Origin of the sequence: Rhizobium sp. M10, from assembly GCF_002531955.1 — a bacterium.
Taxonomy (GTDB): Bacteria; Pseudomonadota; Alphaproteobacteria; order Rhizobiales; family Rhizobiaceae; genus Rhizobium; species Rhizobium etli_C.
This window is the reverse complement of record NZ_NWTA01000023.1, coordinates 96,009-114,740: the sequence shown is the minus strand read 5'-3', so window position 1 is coordinate 114,740 and position 18,732 is coordinate 96,009. Positions and strand designations below refer to the sequence as shown.

Below are 18,732 nucleotides of genomic sequence, written 5' to 3'. Positions count from 1 at the left end.
GTCTTCTCTCTCAGGATCGACTCTGGACCCCAAATCCACCTTGACAACCAACACAGATTCTCATCCGCCTGCCGGCACCTTCTCCCCGTAAACGGGGCGAAGGGAGCAAGCCGCAAACTCTCCGTTCCCCACAGGTCTGTCGCAGGGCACGTCCCCTCTCCCCGCGCGCGGGGAGAGGGTTAGGGTGAGGGGCAGCCGTTGGCGCAATCGAACAGCTGCGGACTTGCTCGACCAATGGCGGACTGACGTTCGGCTCGCCCTACGCGCCTATCGCCCGTTCGCTTCACGGTCCAGCCGGTTTCACCGTCTCGTCCGTCATCCCCGACACTGTCTGCAGATCCTGCCGCAGCCGCGCGGAACTTCCATCCGGGAGCTTTTGGTCGAGCGCCGCATGCGTCTCTTTCCAGATCGGCAGCGCTCCTGCCAGCACCGCCTTGCCTTCGCCGGTGAGCATGAGCAGCCGGCCGCGCCGGTCCTTCGGATTTTCCATCACGCTCACCCAGCCCTTGCGCTGTAAGGGCTTCAGCGCCGCCGTCAGCGTCGTCTGGTCCATGGCGAGCAGGGCTGCGACCGGCCCCATCGGCGGCGGCTCCGGCCGGTTCAGCGACATCATCAGCGAAAACTGCCCGTTGGTCAGTCCCGCGGGCCGCAATGCGTCGTCGAACAGCCGGGCGAGCGCCCGCGCCGCTCGTTGCGCATGCAGGCAGAGGCAGGTGTCGCGCACCAGCAGCGTTGTAGAAAAAGGAATTTCAACCGAATTTGACATGGCCATTTTATATTGATATCAATCTTTCTAGTCAAGGAGAAGGAGATGGGCCGGCTCGCCGGCGACGCCGGAGGAGGGCGCATTCCATGCAGAACGAAGTTGTTTCCCGCGAGCAATGGCTGGAGGCCCGCCGCGCCCTGCTCTTGAAGGAAAAGGAGGCGACGAAGTTGCGCGACAGCGTCAACGCCGCCCGTATGGCGCTGCCCTGGGTGAAGGTCGACAAGGATTATGTCTTCGATACGCCCGAGGGAAAGAAGTCGCTCGCCGATCTCTTCGACGGCCGCAGCCAGCTGCTGATCTATCATTTCATGCTCGGCCCGGATTGGGAGGCCGGCTGCCCCGGCTGCTCTTTCCTCGCCGATCACGTCGACGGCGCCCTGCCGCATCTCAACCACCACGACGTCACCTGGGTCGCTGTTTCGCGCGCGCCGCTTGAGAAAATCGCCGCCTATAAAAGGCGGATGGGCTGGAAATTTCCCTGGTTCTCGTCCTTCGGCAGCGATTTCAATTTCGATTATCACGTTTCTTTCAGCCCCGAGGACCTTGCCAAAGACAAGGTCTTCTACAATTTCACTGCTATTGAGCCGGCAGAGGCCCACGACGAACTGCCGGGCCTCAGCGCCTTCTACCGCAACGACAAGGGCGAGGTCTTCCATACCTATTCGAGTTATGCCCGCGGGCCGGAGGAACTGATCGGCACTTTGATGATCCTCGACCGCGCGCCGAAGGGCCGCAACGAGCAGGGGACGATGAATTTCGTGCGCCGCCATGACGAATATGAGGACGCTCAAACGGCGCCATCCTGCTGTCACTGAGCAGGCACATGATGCCGAAATCCGTGGGGCGGTTTCCGGACGACGCCATGCTCTAGGAACAGGCGTCGCCATCACCTGAAGGGAGAAAAGGATGATGAAGACGGCTGAAGTGCTGAAGGAACATTCCTTCCTGGAACGACTGGTCGGCGACTGGAGCGTCACCGCACCCGAGATGGGCGGCAGCGACGACTGGACGGAGACCGTCCGCTCGCTGCACGGAATCTGGTTCGTCGCCGAAGGGCACGGCCGCATGCCCGACGGTAAACAGGCCACCACGATCCTGACGCTCGGCTACAACGCCGAAAAGGGCAAGTATGTCGGTAGCTGGATCGGCTCGATGATGGACTTCATGTGGGTCTATGAAGGCGAGGTCGATGCCTCCGGCAACGTGCTCGACCTCTATACGACGGGACCCGACTTCAATGGCGAGGGCCTGGCCGATTACCGCGAGCAGATCACCTTCATCAACCCCGATCACCGCACCTTCACCTCCAGCGCCAGACAGGCCGACGGCTCCTGGAAGCAGTTCATGGAAGCGCATTACACCCGCAAGATCTGACAATCACGGCGCCGCAAGCATCGCAGAGGCGTCAGAAAAGGGAGAGTTCTATGTCCAAGACGCATGGAAAGTTCATCTGGTGCGAGCTGATGACCCCCGACACCGCAGCCGCGGCGAAATTCTACAGCTCCGTCGTCGGCTGGACCACCTCGGAAATGAAGGTCGAGGGCATGCCGACCTATACGGTCTTCGAGGCGAACGGCATTGGCGTCGGCGGCGTGATGGAATTTCCGGCCGAACTCGAAGGCCAGGGCATTCCGCCGAACTGGACGGGTTATGTCGGCGTCGATGACGTCGACCAGTCGGCAAAGGATTTCGCTGCCAATGGCGGTGCTGTCCGCCGTCCGCCGGAAGACATCCCGACCATCGGCCGTTTCGCCGTCGTCGCCGATCCGCACGGCGCGGTGCTCTGCATCATGACGCCGGCGCCGATGGAACAGAGCTGGCCTGAACTGGCCTTCGACGCGCCGGGCAACATCGGCTGGCGCGAGCTTTATTCCGGCAACGGCAAGGACGCGCTTGCCTTCTATACCAAGCTGTTCGGCTGGACCAAGGACAGCGAGATGGATATGGGCGCGATGGGCGTCTACTACATCTTCGCCCATGACGGCCGGCAGACCGGCGGCATGATGACCAAGCCCGACAACATGCCGATGCCCTTCTGGTGCTATTATTTCATCGTGCCCACCCTCGATGCGGCAATCGAACGCGTCACCTCGGGCGGCGGCAAGGTCGTCAACGGCCCGATGGAAGTCCCCGGCGGCAGCTGGATCATCCAGGCCACCGACCCGCAGGGTGCCTTCTTCTGCCTGGTGGCGCCGAAGCGGTAGATTTTGGCCTCTTTGGCGTCGTGCCGGCAGCCCCCTCATCCGCCTGCCGGCACCTTCTCCCCGAGGGGAGAAGAGACTCGCGGCGACGTCTCGATTCTCCCTTCTCCCCTCGGGGAGAAGGTGCCCGTAGGGCGGATGAGGGGGCTGCACGGCACCCCTCACCATCCATCACCCCTCACATCCATCACCCCGCCACCGAAGCAAAGAACCCTTCCGGGCTCTCCACTTCCACCAGCCGCTTCTTCTCGATCAGCCAGAAGCGGTTGCCAATCGCCCGCACGAAACTGCGGTCGTGTGATACCAGCAGGCAGCTCGCCTCCTGCGCCATCAGCTCGCTTTCCAGCGCTTCCTGTCCTTCGATGTCGAGGTGGTTGGTCGGCTCGTCGAGCAGATAGAAGTTCGGTTGCGTCAACCGCAGCACCAGCATTCCGAGCCGCGCCTTCTGGCCGCCGGAGAGCTGGCCGATCGGTTTTGTCTGCATGTCGATCGTCATGCCGGCGCCGGCCAGCAGGGCGCGCGCCCTGTGGTCGCCGACATCGAAACGGCGGATGATCGTGCCGATCGGCGTGTCGCCGTCGGCCAGATCGGCAAGCGCCTGGTCGCCATAGCCGAGAACCAGCGACGGCGTCGCCTTGATGCCGTCTGCCGCCGTCTCCGGCCTTTCGACCGCCTGTTTCAGCATCGAGACCAGCCGCGACTTGCCGGCGCCGTTGAGGCCGAGGAGCACGATGCGGTCACCCTGGCAGATGAATTGCCGGCCGGTCCTGAACAGCAGCGCTCCATCCGGTGTCGTCACCGCCGCATCCTCCAGCGTCACCAGCACCTTGGCATGCGTGCCGCGGTTGGCAAGCCGGATCGCGCCGGCCGAGCGCTCCAGATGCGCCGGTTTTGCCGCATCCTCCAGCTTTTCCGCCCGCTGTTTCAGCTGCTTCGTCTTGACGACGAGCAGGTCGCTGCCGGAATTGATGCCGATATTGTTGAGCTTGGCCGCCTGTTTGCGCAGCTGTTCCGCCGTTTTCATGTCGCGCTCGTAGCGCCGCGCTTCGGCGGCATCGGCCTCGTCGAGGGCGGCGCGCGCCCTGCTATAGGGGAGGGCAAAGACCGGCGATTGTTCCGGCCGCAGGAACAGCGTCCGGTTGGTCGTCGCATCGAGAAAGGCGCGGTCATGGCTGGAGAGGATCACCGGCACGTCGCGCGGCAGGGCGTTCAGCCAGCTTTCCAGCTGCGCGATCTTTTCGAGATCGAGATGGTTGGTCGGCTCGTCGAGCAGCAGCACGTCGGGTTCGCTCACCCAGGCGCGGGCCAGCATGGCGAGCCGCTGCCAGCCGCCGCTCAACTGCTGCAGCGGCCGCCGCCGCGTGGCCTCCGGCACCTCGAGCGATTCCAGCACGACGTCGACGCGCCAGCTCTCGCTTGCGGCCTGATCGGCCGGCAGAGCCTGCAGCACCGCATCGTAAAACGCCGTGTCGAAAAGAGCGGCCGGCACATTCTGGGCGACATGGCCGATGGTCAGCCCGCGCGCTTTGGTGATCTCGCCCTCGTTCGGCTCGAGCGCGCCGGTGATGCAGGCAAGCAGGGTGGACTTCCCGCGCCCGTTGGCGGCGACGAGGCCGATGCGGTCGCCGGCATTGACGACGAGGTTAAACTTGGAAAACAACGGGTTGCCCAGCGTCACGCCGAGATTGCGGATAGTGATGAGTGTCATGATCGTTCTCTGGTCTTGACCGGGAGGGGCGCATCCGGGGCATCAGCCATCACGGAATTGCGCCTTTCAGGCCCGGGACGTTACAGAAATGCGCGCGCAGCTTGGAGACGGCGCCGCATTGGCCACGAAGGGCAGACCAGGAAGAGATGTCGAGAAACGGTCTCTGGTCAGCCCTGCAAACGGATTTGCAGGGCGTCGACGGGACCACGCTGGCGATGATGCCGGAAGTAAGTTTGCATAGCGTGATCCTCCTTTCTCGAATGGGTTGCAGGATGGAAATACCATTGCCGGCAAAAAGAGGCAAGAGAATCGCCGGTGCGGCGCCCAAGAGAGCCTCATCCTGAGGTGCCCCGCAGGGGCCTCGAAGGACGGGGCGGGTGCGCTGACGCCGCTGGCTGCAAGGAGCGGCGTCGGAGCGTGTCCTTCGAGGCTCCGGCCTTCGGCCTGCGCGCCTCAGGATGAGGGAGGTTGGTGGGTGCCGCGCCTCCCGAAAGGCGGAGGGAATGGAGAGGTGTCGCTGGCGGGAGGCAGCGCTGCTCCCCCTAAAATCACCCACCCACACTGGCAGCCAATTCCAGCCGACGCTCTATTCCGATACTTTCGACAAACGTCTCGTCATGGGTGACGACGATGAGCGCGCCGTCATAAGCACGCAGCCCGGCCTCGACCGCAGCGATCGAGCCGATGTCGAGATGGTTGGTCGGCTCGCCGAGGACCAGGAGCGTCGTCGTGCCCAGAAGCGTCGCAATGGCTCACCATATCTGCACCAGCATTGCGCCGTTCAGAAGTCATTGGCGGCAAAGGTTACTTATTGCTCCAACCTTTTGCCGCAGGTCCGCAAGGGCTTTGCCAGCCAGTTCGGTGCCCAATTGTTTGTACGTCGTGGTGTCGGCCATCTTCTCGGTCATACAGGTGCAATAGGTTTGGATTTGCTGCTGGGTAATAGCTTGGTTGAGTGAGGCCTGCTTCTGAACGCACGCAAACTGGGTGTCAGCTATGAATGATCTTCGAGCTTCGCCATCGATTGCTTCGTCGCGAGAGAACACAAGCTCTCCGTAGGTAAAAAGGCCGACGAAAATTGTGACAAAGACCGCCGCGAACGTGATTGCCCCCCGAATGGCACTTGCGTTCGACTTAGCTTGCCCCTTTTGAAAACGTTTCGTATGGCTGCAGTCACAACAAATAATAGTGGAGCGGCGAGAACCTGCCCACCTAAAGCGCTAATCGTTTCCGCACTCCGAGTGTGGGCGTAGCTTGCTAATTCAAAGCCTCGACCGTTCGCGACCTGAAGTAACAAGGCGGCAGCACTAACGCCAATGCCAATATTGGCACTTCTCCAAAGGCTCCACTTTTGGGCTGCACGATGCCCGATCGCCTCTTCCATAGTCATGCCCTTCTCCTCTAAGCCGCCGCTTTCATAGGTTGAATGCGTTATATATTGCAAGTATGGCATCGCTTTCGAACTAGCGACATGAAGCCTTTTCATGGCGAAACGGGCTAGTGGAGCAATCGAGATTGAGCGAAGACTTGATGGCAGGCCCGAAAGGCAAAAATGCCTTGGGGCAGCCGTCGGAGCATCATCGCTGATCTGCGAAGGCTGGCCGATCTGGCGGAAGTAAGTGGTGACGGGGTTTCCGCTGTCGGGGCGCTGAAGCTTGCATGGAACATCACGTATCATGTCCCTGCCAACGAGGCGGCCTTCCATCGATATCGTCATTGACGTTGGGGAGGTTGCCGCCGCGCTCGCGGCCCGCTTCAGCCCGGAAGATGTCGCCAGCATTGCCGCGACCGTGGCCGATCTGCGTCAATACCGCCTCGAACTGATCGAGGCAGAACGGGAAAACCGCCACCGTTCACTGATTGCCACTACCGTCCATAGGGAGGCAAGAAGCAGTGTTGCAGAGTGCTTCGAGGCTACGCCCTTTGGGCTTCGCACCTCAGCATGAGGGACGTTGGCGGATGCCGCGCTCATAACTGCGGGCGTGACAGATGCGCCGTCCCACGAGAGCCTCATCCTGAGGTGCCCCGCAGGGGCCTCGAAGGACGAGGCGGGTGCGCTGACGCCGATGGCTGCAAAGAGCAGCGTTGGAGCGTGTCCTTCGAGGCTCCGGCCTTTGGCCTACGCGCCTCAGGATGAGGGAGGTTTGAGGGTGCCACCTAACTCACTGCATCACCGCCAGCCAGTTCCAGCCGCCGCTCTATCCCGATGCTCTCAAGAAACCTTTCGTCATGGCTGACGACCAGCAGAGCCCCGTCATAGGCGCTGAGCCCGGCCTCGACCGCCGATATCGAGTCGATGTCGAGGTGGTTGGTCGGCTCGTCGAGGATCAGGAGCGGCGGCGGCGCGGCGCCGAGCGTGCAGGCAAGGCCGGCGCGCAGCAATTGCCCGCCGCTGAGCGTCGAGACGGTCTGCAGCGCCGCATCGGCCCGGAACATGAAGCGGGCAAGCGCGGCGCGGCAGGTGTTTTCATCGGAAAGCGGATTGATCCGGCGAAAATTGTCGCGGATCGAGGCCGACGGATCGAGAAGGCTGACCTTCTGATCGAGCATCGCAAAGCCGGTCATCACGGCGATCGTGCCGGCCCAGGGTTTCAACGCGCCGGTTACAAGCGCCAGCAGCGTCGTCTTGCCTGAACCGTTGCGGCCGGTGAGGGCGATCCGCTCCGGCCCCGTCACATCGAAGGAGAGATCGCGGATGACGGCATCTCCCGGCCGATAGCCCGCCGTCACGGCCTCCATCTTCAGCACGACCTTGCTGGCGGGCAGCCCGGTCGGCGGCAGGTTGACCGACAGGGGCTGGAGGATCTCGATCTTCTCGCGCGCCGCCTTTGCCTCGTCCAGCGCCTCAGTGCGCCGGCGTTCGGCGAGCCGGGCATTGTCGCCGCCGGTCGTCTCGCTTCTCTCCTTCATGCCGCCGAGCAGGATGCGGGGAATGCCGCCCTTGGCCGCCTTCTTCCGCCCGGCGCCGTCCCGGTGCGCCTGGCGCTCCACCGTCGCCTGCGTCTTCCTTGCGACCTCGGCCATGCGTTTTTCGGCATCGGCGAGGTCATGTTCGGCTGCGGCAAGCTCCAGTGCCTTGCGCTCGCGATAATGGCTCCAGCTGCCGCCATAGCGGGTGGCGCCGAGCGAGGTCAGTTCGACGATCTGATCGACGCTTTCGAGCAGTTCCCGGTCGTGGCTGACGATGATCGCGCCGGCCCGCCAGCCTGACATCAGCGCGATCACCGCCGCGCGGCCGTCGCGATCGAGATTATTGGTGGGTTCGTCGAGCAGCAGGAAATCCGGCTCGGTGAATACAAGCGCGGCAAGCCCGGCCCGCGTGCGCTGGCCGCCGGAGAGTGCGGCAAGCGGCGTCTGCGGTTCTGCGTCGAGCCCGGTGCGGCCGAGCGCTGCGGCGATGCGCGCCTCGAGCATCCAGTCGGCCGAGGCAAGCTCGTCGGCCGTTGCCTCGCCGGCTTCGGCACGGTGGAGAACGGCAAGCGCCTCGGTGACACCGAAAAGGTCGGCGATGGTTTCTTCCGGCGCGACCTGCACGCTCTGGCGCAGAATGCCGAGGCTGCCGCTGACCGATATCGTCCCGGACTGCGGCCGGAGTTCACCGGAGACGAGCTTCAGCAGCGTCGTCTTGCCGACGCCGTTGCGGCCGACGAGACCGGTGCGCTCCGGCCCGAAGCTCAGGTCAAGATCGGAAAAAAGCGGCCGCCCGTCAGGTGCGGACCACGAAATCTGGGAAAGGGTGATGGATGCAGGCATGGATGTGGATGTCCCCGTTGGCAAGGCGAACTGGCATTGCGATCGGGTTGAAATCCATTGCGGCACACATCCTGTTGAAATGATCGATGGCGGGTAATCTAGGGAATGAAGGCTTTCGGTTCAAGGCGACGCAGCCAATTGGGCAGCAGACAGCGATCTTGCTCCTTCTTCTCCCCGGCGGGGGTCCGAAGGACGGGTCGAGACCTGTGGCTCGACCCCCGGTCGGTGGCCCGAAGGGTCGGATGAGGGGGCCGCACGGCACACCAGTCATTGCCCTTCGCTTGCGCTCAGCGCATTCGCGGCTCTGCGGCTCCCCCCTCATCTGCCTGCCGGCATCTTCTCCCCGCTGGGGAGAAGGGACCCAGCCCTACCGCTTCAAGCTCCCCAAGATCCCGCGCACCAGCGCCCGGCCGACCTGGGTTGCCACCGTGCGGGCCACGCTCTTCATCGCCGCTTCCACCACCGTTTCGCGCTGATAGCCGGAAGACCGGCCGCGGGATTGGCCGCGGCCCTGCTGATTGTCGTCATTGCCGCCGCCGAAGCCCGGCAGGTTCCAACCGGAGGTCGTGCTGCCCGACTGCTGTTCGGCGGCTTCTTCCTGCGCCCGCTTGGCGGCGTCGGCTTCCGCCGCCTTCCTGGCGCGCGCCGCCAGCATCTCGAAGGCGGATTCGCGGTCGAGATCCTCGTCATAGACGCCGAGGACCGGGCTCTTGTCCATCACCTGCTGGCGCTCGCCGTCGGTCAGCGGACCGACGCGGCCGGAGGGCGGGCGGATCAGCGTGCGCTCGACGATCGAGGGCGCGCCCTTGGCCTCCAGCGTCGAGACCAACGCCTCGCCGGTGCCGAGATTGGTGATCACGGTGGCGCAGTCGAAGGCCGGGTTGGGGCGGAAGGTTTCGGCCGCCGTCTTCACCGCCTTCTGCTCGCGGGGCGAATAGGCGCGCAACGCGTGCTGGGCGCGGTTGCCGAGCTGGGCGAGCACGGTTTCCGGCACGTCGAGCGGGTTCTGCGTCACGAAATAGACGCCGACACCCTTCGAGCGGATCAGCCGCACCACCTGCTCGACGCGTTCGACCAGCACTTTCGGCGCGTCGTTGAAGAGCAGATGCGCCTCGTCGAAGAAGAAGACCAGCTTCGGCTTGTCGGGGTCGCCGACCTCCGGCAGTTCCTCGAACAGCTCCGACAGCAGCCAGAGCAGGAAGGTGGCGTAAAGGCGCGGATTCATCATCAGCTTGTCGGCGGCAAGCACGGAGATCTGGCCATAGCCGCTATTGCTGGTGCGCATGATGTCGGTGATCTTCAGCGCCGGTTCGCCGAAGAAATGCTCCGCACCCTGCTGTTCGAGAACGAGCAGCGCCCGCTGGATCGAGCCGACCGAGGCCTTGGAGATCAGCCCGTACTGGTTGGAGAGCGCGCTGGCGTTCTCGCCCATATAGTTGAGCAGCGAGGTGAAATCCTTGAGGTCGAGCAGCGGCAGCCCGGCCTCGTCGGCAATCTTGAAGGCGATGTTGATGACGCCTTCCTGCGGTTCGGAGGCATCCATCAGCCGGGCGAGCAGCAACGGCCCCATCTCGGCGACGGTGGTGCGCACCCGGTGACCCTTCTGGCCGAACAGATCCCAGAAGATCACCGGAAACAGGTCGAATTCATAATCGGCAAAGCCGATCTGCTCGGCCCGTTTGGTGAGGAAATCCTTGGGCTCGCCCCTGGCGGCGATGCCGGAAAGATCGCCCTTGATGTCGGCCGCAAACACCGGCACGCCGGCCCGCGAAAAACCTTCGGCCAGCACCTGCAGCGTCACCGTCTTGCCGGTGCCGGTGGCGCCGGTGACCAAGCCGTGGCGGTTGCCGAATTTCAGGTCGAGATATTCCGGCTTGTTGATGCTGTCGTCGGGATTGCGGCTCGCGCCGATGAAAATCTTGCCGTCCTCGATCATCCGCAACTCTCCCTTCGGCGCCGCCGCCATTTGTTGAGAAGGCTTGGGCTTGCGCCGCCTTCATCGAACCATCGTTTCCCTGTTATAAGCAGGCGGAAGGATGCGGACAACTGTTTGCATGGAAAGCAAAACCGCCGTTTGAAAGCGCAGCTTGAGTTGCGATCGAACTTCGAATAACGTTGACGTTAACGTCAAAATAACAGGAGGCTGACATGAATGAAATTGTAACCCAGATCGCCGATCGCGTGGGTATTGCGCCGGATCTGGCCGAAAAGGCGCTCGGCATGATGCTCGGCTTCCTGCAGCGCGAGGCGGCCGACGGCCCTGTCGCGCGGATGATCGAAGCGATCCCCGGCGGCGCCGATCTCGTCGCACAGTTCAACGGCGCCGGTGCCGGCGGTGGCGGCCTGCTCGGCGGGCTGATGAGCTCGCTCGGCGGCGGCGGCATCATGGGCCTCGGCCAGCAGTTGATGAGCGAGGGCCTCGGCATGGGCGAGATCACTTCGCTCGCCAAGGAAACCATCGCCATCGCCAAGCAATATGCCGGCGAAGAGGTCGTCGACGAGGTCGTCGCCTCCGTCCCCGGCCTCAGCCAGTTCGTCTGAGACGAGAGAGCGGCAGGAGCCCCGCCCGGTGGCGGGGTTCGTCCGCCTGCGGTTTCCAGGCCATCCCTACTTGGCTTTTGCCGCATCATTTCGGCGCTTGGTATTAAAGCGAGCGCGGACGGCCCCGGCCGGAATTCCAAGCCCCGGATTGTCCATCAACTCGTCGTAGCGCGCCGGGATTTCCTCATTGAGCCAGCGCTCGCGGGCCGCTTCATGATCCTCTAACAGCCGCAGGCCCGCCCGCACGACCTCGCTGGCATTGTTGTAGCGGCCGGATTCCAGTTGCATCAGGACAAACTCCTCATAATGGCTTCCAAGCGCAACGTTGGGCATGGCTTTCCTTTCGCTATCGTCAAAATGATGAAGTCACGTCGCGATGGCAATAGATGTCAATCTTTGGCCAGGCGCGGCGTGGTGGCTTCTGCTCGCCCTTGCCATGCAGCCTCTTCCGGCTAGTTAAGGATTTCCGTCAAAAGTAGGAGAGCCGCATGACTGTCTGGCGTCCGCCGCAGCAGATCAGGGTGAAGGTGATCGGCCTTGCCTGGAGGCAAGATCGGCTGCTCGCCGCGGAAGTGGAGGATGATGGCGGCCGCATCAAGGGCATTCGCCCGCTCGGCGGCTCGATCGAATTCGGCGAGACGCGCGAACAGGCCCTGCAGCGCGAATTCCGGGAGGAACTCGAAACGGCGATCCGCATCGTCGGCCCCTGGCATCTGCTCGAAAACATCTTCGAGCATCATGGCGAGACCGGTCACGAATTTATCTTTGCCGCCGATATCGAACTTACCGATGCATCGCTCTATGGGCGTGAGGAAATCCGCTATTCCGAGCTCGACGAGACGGCGGCGACGGCGCGCTGGTTCGGCCGCGACATGCTGCGCGATGCCGGCATCGATCTCTATCCGACAGGGCTTGAGAAGGTGCTGTCACGCTGGCGCGATTGAGCCCGAGAAGACGCCTTTACGCGGCCGATATTCTACTCGCCAAACTTTGATCGCTCGTGCTCGTCCCATAGGGAACAACGAACGCAGAATCGCTGTTTCTGTCGCATCGCCGACACCAGAAGGAACAGCATCATGCGCAGGTTTATTGCAGCAACGTCGATCGCTCTCCTCAGCCTCTCCGCCCCGGTCCTCGCCCAGTCGAACATGGGCATGGATGCCAGCGGCCGGATCGACGGCACGCCGCCGCTCGGCACGTCGCCGGGCGCCGAGACACAAAGGGGACTGGTCATCCCGCTCGATTCGATCGAAACCGGCAGCATCGACAACGGCGTCCCGAGCGGCCGCGTCGACTGGGCGCGCTGCCCGCCACCCAAGGCCCGCGGCGCGCTGGCGACCGAAGGCGGCAATAGCGGCGCCTCCGTCAGCCCCGCATGCCGTGAAGGTCGATAAAGGGGAAGGGCGCTATTTGCCGTTCTTCGCCTGGCTGTGCAGGATGACGCCGAGTTCATGCCATTTGCGTCCGTCGCGCTCGATGAGGCGGTCGGCGCAGGCCGGCCCCATGCTGCCCGGGGCGTAGGTCTCGGGCATGCTCTCATCCTTTGCCCAGATGTCGAGGAAGGGCTGTACCGCCGCCCAGCCGGCCTCGATGCCGTCGGCGCGCTGGAACAGCGTCTGGTCGCCGATGAAGAGGTCGTAGAGCAGCGATTCATAGCCTGTGGTCTTGCCGATATCGAACTTGTCGGCATAGCGGAAGTCGAGGGAAACAGGCGTGGTATCGACCGAAAGCCCCGGCGATTTGATCGAGATCTCCATGCTCATGCCCTCATCCGGCTGCACCTGGATCACCAGCCGGTTCGGCGGCAGGCGGCGATTGACCTCGGTCTCGCGGAACTGCGCGAAGGGCACCGGCTGGAAGGTGATGACGATCTCGGTGTCGCGCGCCGTCAGCGCCTTGCCGGTTCTTAAGTAGAAGGGTACGCCCGCCCAGCGCCAGGTATCGGCATAGAGCTTCAGCGCCACATAGGTCTCGGTCCGGCTGTCGGGTGAAACGTCCTTCGTGTCGCGATAGGCAGGAAGCTCGGCGCCGTTCAGCGGCCCGGCCGTATAGGCGCCGCGCACGCCATGCGTTTTTGCCTCCTCGGGCGTATAGATGCGCAGCGCCTTCAGCACCTTGCTTTTCTCGTTGCGGATCGCTTCGGCGTCGAAGCTGTTCGGCGGCTCCATGGCGATCATCGCCAGCAGCTGGAAGAGATGGTTCGGCACCATGTCGCGCAGCGCGCCTGTGGCATCGTAGAATTTGCCGCGGCTGCCGACATCGACGATCTCGGCGGCGGTGATCTGCACATGATCGATATAGCGGCTGTTCCACAGCGACTCGATGATCATATTGGCAAACCGCGCCGTCATCAGGTTCTGTACCGTCTCCTTGCCGAGGAAATGGTCGAGCCGGTAGACTTGGCTTTCCTCGATCTGGGCGAGGATCTGGGCATTGAGCGCCCGTGCCGAGGCAAGGTCGGTGCCGAACGGCTTCTCGATGGCGACACGGCGGAAGGTGCCGTCCTTTTCGTCGGTCAGGCCATGGGCGGCAAGCTTCTCGACGATCGCGCCGAAGAAGGATGGCGGCACGGCAAGATAGAAGGCGGCATTGGCATCCGGCCCCAGCCGCTTGCCGATCTCGACGAAAATATCGTCCTTGGTGAAATCACCCGATGTGTAGCTTATGCGCCGGCGCAGGCTCTCCCAGGCTTCGTCCTTGACCGTCTGCTCCTCGCCGTTGAGGTGATTAAGGAACGCGTCGAGCCGCCCGCGCAGGAATTCGTCGTCGCCCGGCTCGATGCCGATGCCGAGAATATTGAGATCCTCGCCGACGAGGCGCTGGCGCGTCAGGTTGATGATCGCCGGCACCAGCAGCCGGCGCGTCAGATCGCCGGTGGCGCCGAAGATGACGAGGGTGACCGGCGGGGTAGGGGCAGCGTCCATAGGTGTCATCTCCCTGAGATTGTCCGGCCGACTATAATGCCCGCCGGTTTTGCCGCAACATATGAGGGTGAGGGATAACAGGCATTTGACAGCATATGGGGGCTGCCCCTCATCCGGCTGCCGCCACCTTCTCCCCGCTCGCGGGGAGAAGGGGATATGCCGCGACCTCTCGGTCCCTCTCCAACGTCTCTCATGGCACGTCCCCTCTCCCCGTTTACGGGGAGAGGGTTAGGGTGAGGGGCAATCCTGGGTCCGAACGAGGCATCGCCGACAGCCGGCTACGCCTTCACCGCCACCATGAAAATCCTCGGAAACCGCAGCAGCACCCGCCCATCCGACATCTTCGGATAGGCCCTTTCAATGCGTTCCAGATAATCCACCAGAAATGCCTCGCGATGCTCGTCACCGGCATGGGCGAGATAAGGCATCAGCCCGGTGCCTTTCACCCATTCGACGATTGTCGCCGCATCCGCCATCGGGTGGTTGTAGATGGTATGCCAGATATCGACGCGTGAAGCCTTGGCTATCAGCCTGGAATAATAGGCCGACGGCGGAGCCAGCGGCTGGCGGCGCACGCTCTTTTCCTCGAAGGCGGCCTTCCACGGGCCGGCATGGGCGCTCTCCTCCATTGCCAGATGCGAGGGTTCGCCGAGATTGTCGGGCATCTGCACGGCCAGCACGCCGCCCGGGGAAAGCCCGTCCATCAGCCGGTCGAAAATGTCGAGATGATCGGGCAGCCATTGGAAGACGGCATTGGCGAAGAGTAGGTCGGCGGGCGCTGTCGGCTGCCAGCTGCCGAGATCGGCCTCGACGAAGGTAGTGCCGGCAAGCCGCTTGCGGGCCGCCTCCAGCATATTGACGTCGCTGTCGAGGCCGGAGACGCCTTCGGCGCCATACCGCTCGATGATGAGTTCGGTCGAATTGCCCGGCCCGCAGCCGAGGTCGACGGCGCGGCCGATGCTCTGCAGCGGCACCTGCGCCAGGAGATCACGCGCCGGTCGCGTGCGCTCGTCCTCGAATTTCACATATTGGCTGGCGGACCATGCCATGGCGGTACCTCCTGATGTCGGGCCACATTTCCCGTGGCGGAAGCCGATCTTGTCGATGGGGCTCGGCGATCACAAAGGCACCGGCTTTCACGCCGCAGACACAAGTATCTTGTCCACGCGCCTGCCGTCGAGATCGATGACTTCAAAGCGCCATCCGTCTCGCGTGAAGCTCTCACCCAGTTCCGGCAGATGTTTCAGTTCTTCCAGCACCAGGCCGGCCACGGTCTGATATTCGAGATCGTCATCGAGCTTAAGATTGAGGAATTCGGCGAATTCGTCGATCGGCGTCCAGCCGGACACCAGGTAGGAGCCGTCGTCGCGGCGCGCGATGGCCTGTTCGTCGACCGGCCCCTCCTGCAGAGCGCCCATGATCGCTTCCAGAATGTCGCCCGACGAAACAATCCCCTCGAAATGGCCGTATTCGTCAAAAACCAGCACCATGTGCACCGGCGATTTCCGGATCGCCTCGATCACATGAATGGCGGTTGAAAGGTCTGAAACCACAGGCACGTCTTGTGTCAAGGCCTTGATATCGACGCTGCCGTGTTCGGACATCGAATCGTAGAAATCCTTGACCGGAAGAATGCCGATCACCTCGTCCGAACTGCCTTTTCGAACGGGCAGCCGCGACCGCTTCGTCCGGTGCAGCTGCGCTCGGATTTCGTCAAGGCTGTCGTCGATATCGATGATTTCGACGTCGCGCCGAGGCGTCATAAGCGCGCGGGCGGTGCGATCCGCCAGCCGCATGACGCCTGAAATCATCGCCGACTCTTCGCTTTCGATCACGCCGGCCGACTGCGCCTCGGCCAGGACTGTCTTGATCTCCTCGTCGGAGACGTTATCGCCGCTTTTTCCTGTCTGGCCCAGCAGCTTGAGAACCAGGTTTCCGGAGGCGTTCAGAAGCCAGACGAGGGGCAGGGCGATTCTTGAAAGCACCGCCATGGCGGGTGCGACCTTCGCCGCGACTGCTTCGGGTTCCCGCAACGCGATCTGCTTCGGAACAAGTTCGCCGACGATGAGAGAGAGATAGGTGATGGCGACGACGACCGAACCGACGCCGACGGCATCGGCAGCCGCCGAGGACATGCCCTGTGCTTCCAGCCATCCGGACAGACGGCCGCCGAGCGTGGCCCCTGAGAAGGCGCCTGAGAGAACGCCGACCAGAGTGATGCCGATCTGAACCGTGGAGAGAAAGCGGCCGGGGTGTTCGGCAAGTTTGATGGCCTGGGCCGCACCCTTGCTGCCATTGTCGGAGAGAACCTTCAGGCGGGCTGTTCGAGAAGACACGACAGCCAGCTCAGACATGGCGAGCACACCATTGAGAATGGTGAGAAACGCCACAATTCCAATTTCCAGAAACACAGGGACCCTATTCGTTATTGATCAGGCGACGCGGCGAGGCGTTCGACGAAAGGCTATATATACGCATCGCCGATCGTCTTCCATCGTCGTGTTAAGATCGATGTCGGTTCCCTCAGTCTCTGGAAATGCCTGAGACGGCAAGCGCGATCCAGGCCGGAAGGTCTCGTCACGCCGCCAGGATCGTAATCCCATAGGCATTGGCGGCCGCCGTCATGCGGGCGATGGTTTCCGCCGAAGGGCTGGTCTGGGTGGCTCGCTTGCGCCTTCCGCTTCGATGAATTCGGCCATGTCGCGATCGACGACGGCGGAAAAGACCGCCGGAGCGCTTCCGCGGTTGGCATAGCCATGCACCATGAAGGGCGCGATCGTCACGATGTCGCCGGCGCCTGCCTCGATCTCTTCAGGGCCGTTGTCGGTCAGCCGCCAGATCGTCAGGCGTCCCTCGAGGATGCGGAACACCTCAGGGCTCGCATGCGCATGTCTAGGCGTCCGGCTGCCGGGCGGCACGGTGACGTCGAAGATGTTGAGCCAGGTTCCGCGGATGCGGACCTGTCGTTCGATCCGGTCGCCGAGGACGAAAAAGCGTCTTGCCTCTTTGCCGGCAGGCATTGTCACACATGAGTTGGACATCATGTCTCTTTCTTCTTCTTGGTTTTTGTTTGCGGGGGCAGCCGTTAAAGCTTGCCGCCGCCTTTGACAACAGCCCTGTCGTCGTGGCTGGCGACGATCTCCGTCGGCAAGCCGGTGACGGCGATATCGGTGCGGCCGGCCATTTTCGCAAGGCCCGCCGGCTGCGACAAATATGCGGAGGCCAGCAGTTCCGGCCGCCCGCGCCTGTAATACCGGCGACACAGAAGAGGCGCATAGAACGCGGCGGCTGTTCCGGCCTCGATTGGGGTGGCGGAATAAGGTCTGTTGCAAAGGTCGCAGTTTGGCTCCCTCTTCTCCCCAGCGGGGGTCCGAAGGACGGGTTGAGACCCGCGGCTCAACCCAGGTAAAGGTGGCCCGCAGGGTCGGATGAGGGGGCGGCACGGCACACCATTCATGATTGCCCTTCGCTTGCGCTCAGCGCATTCGCGGCTTCGCCGTCCACCCCCTCATCCGCCTGCCGGCACCTTCTCCCCGCTGGGGAGAAGAGACGTGTGGCGGTTGGACGAAGTTTTTCTTTCCTCTGCTTGCCATAGGCGAGAGGCCGGACTTCCCTCACGAAAACCGCGTAATCACGCTGATTCCCGTCCCCTCCGCCTTGTCGAGCACCATCAGCGCCGGCACGGCCTCCGTAAGGCTGATGCGCCGTCCGATCAGCTTCTGCGGCGCGATCTTGCCGGCCGCCAGCATCGACAGCATGGCGTCGTAGCGCCAGGCCTGCATGCCGTGGCTGCCGTAGATCTCCAGCTCGTTGCTGATCACTTGAGCCATCGGGATTTGCGGTGTCGCGTGCTCGGCGAGCATCAGCCCCACCTGCACGTGCCGGCCGCGGCGGCGCAGGTTCTTGATCGAGTTGAAGCAGGTGGTGGGATGGCCGAGCGCGTCGATCGAGACATGCGCGCCGCCCTTGGTGATCTCGCGCACCGCCTCGGCCACATCGGCAACGCTTGAGGCATTGACCGTCGCCACCGCGCCGCACTCTCTGGCGAAGGCGAGTTTCTCCTCCGATATGTCGATGCCGATCGCATTGGCGCCGAGGGCGGTGGCGATCATGATCGCCGACAGGCCGACGCCCCCGCAGCCATGCACGGCGATCCATTCGCCGGGTCCGGTGCGCGCATGGTCGGCGACGGCGCGAAACGAGGTGGCGAAGCGGCAGCCGAGGCTTGCCGCCGTCGCATCGTCGATCGTATCGGGCAGGTGCACCAGATTGGTGTCGGCATAATCGATCGCCACATATTCGGCAAAGGAGCCCCAATGGGTGAAGCCCGGCTGGAACTGGTTCGGGCAGATCTGCTGGTTGCCGGAATGGCATTCACTGCAATGGCCGCAGCCGGAAACGAAGGGCACGGTCACCCGGTCGCCCACCTTGAAGCGCATCACGCCGCGGCCGGTGGCGACGACTTTTCCGGCAAGTTCGTGCCCCGGCACATGCGGCAGGCGGATATCGGGATCGTGCCCCATCCAGCCGTGCCAGTCGCTGCGGCAGAGCCCGCTGGCGCCGACCGCTATGACGACGCCGTCTTCGGTCGGCGCCGGATCGGGCAGGGTGCGGATTTCGGGCGCCTGCTCGAAGGCTTCGTAATACATGGCTTTCATCGGCGTCCTCCTTCATGTCTGTCCGCTCGAGCGTCCATGATGCCATGTGGCAGGCACCCGTTCCAACAGAGATTCCATCATTTTTGCTGATGCACCCATCGCCGACGCCACGGTTGTCGCGCACGAATATTGCGGCCGGACGCTGTCCCCCGGCATTTTCTTGCTTCCGTATTTCCGGCCG

General features: G+C 63.2%; 16 protein-coding genes and 2 pseudogenes. 7 read left to right on the top strand and 11 right to left on the bottom strand.

What is annotated here, in order from left to right:
- Positions 1-283: 283 nt before the first annotated feature.
- Positions 284-766: a MarR family winged helix-turn-helix transcriptional regulator gene (locus tag CO671_RS27190; RefSeq protein WP_097608543.1), complete on the bottom strand. Its 483-nt coding sequence runs from the start codon at positions 764-766 to the stop codon at positions 284-286.
- 86 nt (positions 767-852) lie between these two features.
- Between CO671_RS27190 and CO671_RS27185 the strand changes: the two genes are divergently transcribed.
- From CO671_RS27185 to CO671_RS27175, 3 genes are all read left to right on the top strand, one after another.
- Positions 853-1,581, top strand: coding sequence for a thioredoxin family protein (locus CO671_RS27185; protein WP_097608536.1), 729 nt, complete (start codon positions 853-855; stop codon positions 1,579-1,581).
- A gap of 91 nt (positions 1,582-1,672) precedes the next feature.
- Positions 1,673-2,140, top strand: a complete 468-nt coding sequence (locus CO671_RS27180; protein WP_097608535.1) for a DUF1579 domain-containing protein — start codon at positions 1,673-1,675, stop codon at positions 2,138-2,140.
- Between the two features lie 50 nt (positions 2,141-2,190).
- Positions 2,191-2,970, top strand: coding sequence for a VOC family protein (locus tag CO671_RS27175; RefSeq protein ID WP_097608534.1), 780 nt, complete (start codon positions 2,191-2,193; stop codon positions 2,968-2,970).
- Positions 2,971-3,154: 184 nt separating this feature from the next.
- Here the strand turns inward: CO671_RS27175 and CO671_RS27170 are convergent, their stop codons facing one another.
- Both CO671_RS27170 and CO671_RS34295 read right to left on the bottom strand, forming a co-directional pair.
- Positions 3,155-4,675 (bottom strand): ABC-F family ATP-binding cassette domain-containing protein, encoded by a 1,521-nt coding sequence (locus tag CO671_RS27170; RefSeq protein ID WP_097608533.1) that lies wholly within the window; start codon positions 4,673-4,675, stop codon positions 3,155-3,157.
- A 548-nt stretch (positions 4,676-5,223) separates the two neighbouring features.
- Positions 5,224-5,460 (bottom strand): annotated as a pseudogene (locus tag CO671_RS34295) (ABC transporter ATP-binding protein); the annotation flags it as partial.
- Between the two features lie 891 nt (positions 5,461-6,351).
- Here CO671_RS34295 and CO671_RS34030 point away from each other — a divergent pair.
- Positions 6,352-6,621 (top strand): hypothetical protein, encoded by a 270-nt coding sequence (locus tag CO671_RS34030; protein ID WP_210201922.1) that lies wholly within the window; start codon positions 6,352-6,354, stop codon positions 6,619-6,621.
- 211 nt (positions 6,622-6,832) lie between these two features.
- On the opposite strand, the gene CO671_RS27150 is transcribed toward CO671_RS34030, so the two are convergent.
- Positions 6,833-8,428 (bottom strand): ABC-F family ATP-binding cassette domain-containing protein, encoded by a 1,596-nt coding sequence (locus tag CO671_RS27150; protein WP_097608530.1) that lies wholly within the window; start codon positions 8,426-8,428, stop codon positions 6,833-6,835.
- Positions 8,429-8,795: 367 nt separating this feature from the next.
- Positions 8,796-10,364 (bottom strand): helicase HerA-like C-terminal domain-containing protein, encoded by a 1,569-nt coding sequence (locus tag CO671_RS27145; RefSeq protein WP_097608529.1) that lies wholly within the window; start codon positions 10,362-10,364, stop codon positions 8,796-8,798.
- Between the two features lie 212 nt (positions 10,365-10,576).
- Here CO671_RS27145 and CO671_RS27140 point away from each other — a divergent pair, with 212 nt between their 5' ends.
- The gene (locus tag CO671_RS27140) at positions 10,577-10,969 is read left to right on the top strand and encodes a hypothetical protein (RefSeq protein WP_097582829.1); all 393 of its coding nucleotides are present in this window, start codon (positions 10,577-10,579) and stop codon (positions 10,967-10,969) included.
- Between the two features lie 66 nt (positions 10,970-11,035).
- On the opposite strand, the gene CO671_RS27135 is transcribed toward CO671_RS27140, so the two are convergent.
- Complete coding sequence (locus CO671_RS27135; RefSeq protein ID WP_010031230.1) at positions 11,036-11,302, bottom strand: type II toxin-antitoxin system ParD family antitoxin; 267 nt, start codon at positions 11,300-11,302, stop codon at positions 11,036-11,038.
- 155 nt (positions 11,303-11,457) lie between these two features.
- Here CO671_RS27135 and CO671_RS27130 point away from each other — a divergent pair, with 155 nt between their 5' ends.
- Positions 11,458-11,913 (top strand): NUDIX domain-containing protein, encoded by a 456-nt coding sequence (locus tag CO671_RS27130; protein WP_097608528.1) that lies wholly within the window; start codon positions 11,458-11,460, stop codon positions 11,911-11,913.
- A 132-nt stretch (positions 11,914-12,045) separates the two neighbouring features.
- Positions 12,046-12,363: a hypothetical protein gene (locus CO671_RS27125; protein WP_010031228.1), complete on the top strand. Its 318-nt coding sequence runs from the start codon at positions 12,046-12,048 to the stop codon at positions 12,361-12,363.
- Positions 12,364-12,375: 12 nt separating this feature from the next.
- Here CO671_RS27125 and zwf read toward each other — a convergent pair whose 3' ends face one another.
- The 5 genes and pseudogenes from zwf to CO671_RS27100 form a co-directional block, all read right to left on the bottom strand.
- Positions 12,376-13,893 (bottom strand): glucose-6-phosphate dehydrogenase, encoded by a 1,518-nt coding sequence (zwf, locus tag CO671_RS27120; RefSeq protein WP_097608527.1) that lies wholly within the window; start codon positions 13,891-13,893, stop codon positions 12,376-12,378.
- Between the two features lie 278 nt (positions 13,894-14,171).
- A complete protein-coding gene (gene tam, locus CO671_RS27115; RefSeq protein WP_097608526.1) occupies positions 14,172-14,942 on the bottom strand; it encodes a trans-aconitate 2-methyltransferase in 771 nt (256 codons plus the stop codon).
- Between the two features lie 87 nt (positions 14,943-15,029).
- Positions 15,030-16,304: a hemolysin family protein gene (locus CO671_RS27110; RefSeq protein ID WP_097608525.1), complete on the bottom strand. Its 1,275-nt coding sequence runs from the start codon at positions 16,302-16,304 to the stop codon at positions 15,030-15,032.
- A 166-nt stretch (positions 16,305-16,470) separates the two neighbouring features.
- Positions 16,471-16,937, bottom strand: a pseudogene (locus CO671_RS27105) (cupin domain-containing protein).
- A 570-nt stretch (positions 16,938-17,507) separates the two neighbouring features.
- Complete coding sequence (locus CO671_RS27100) at positions 17,508-18,551, bottom strand: zinc-dependent alcohol dehydrogenase family protein (RefSeq protein WP_097608524.1); 1,044 nt, start codon at positions 18,549-18,551, stop codon at positions 17,508-17,510.
- Positions 18,552-18,732 lie beyond the last annotated feature (181 nt).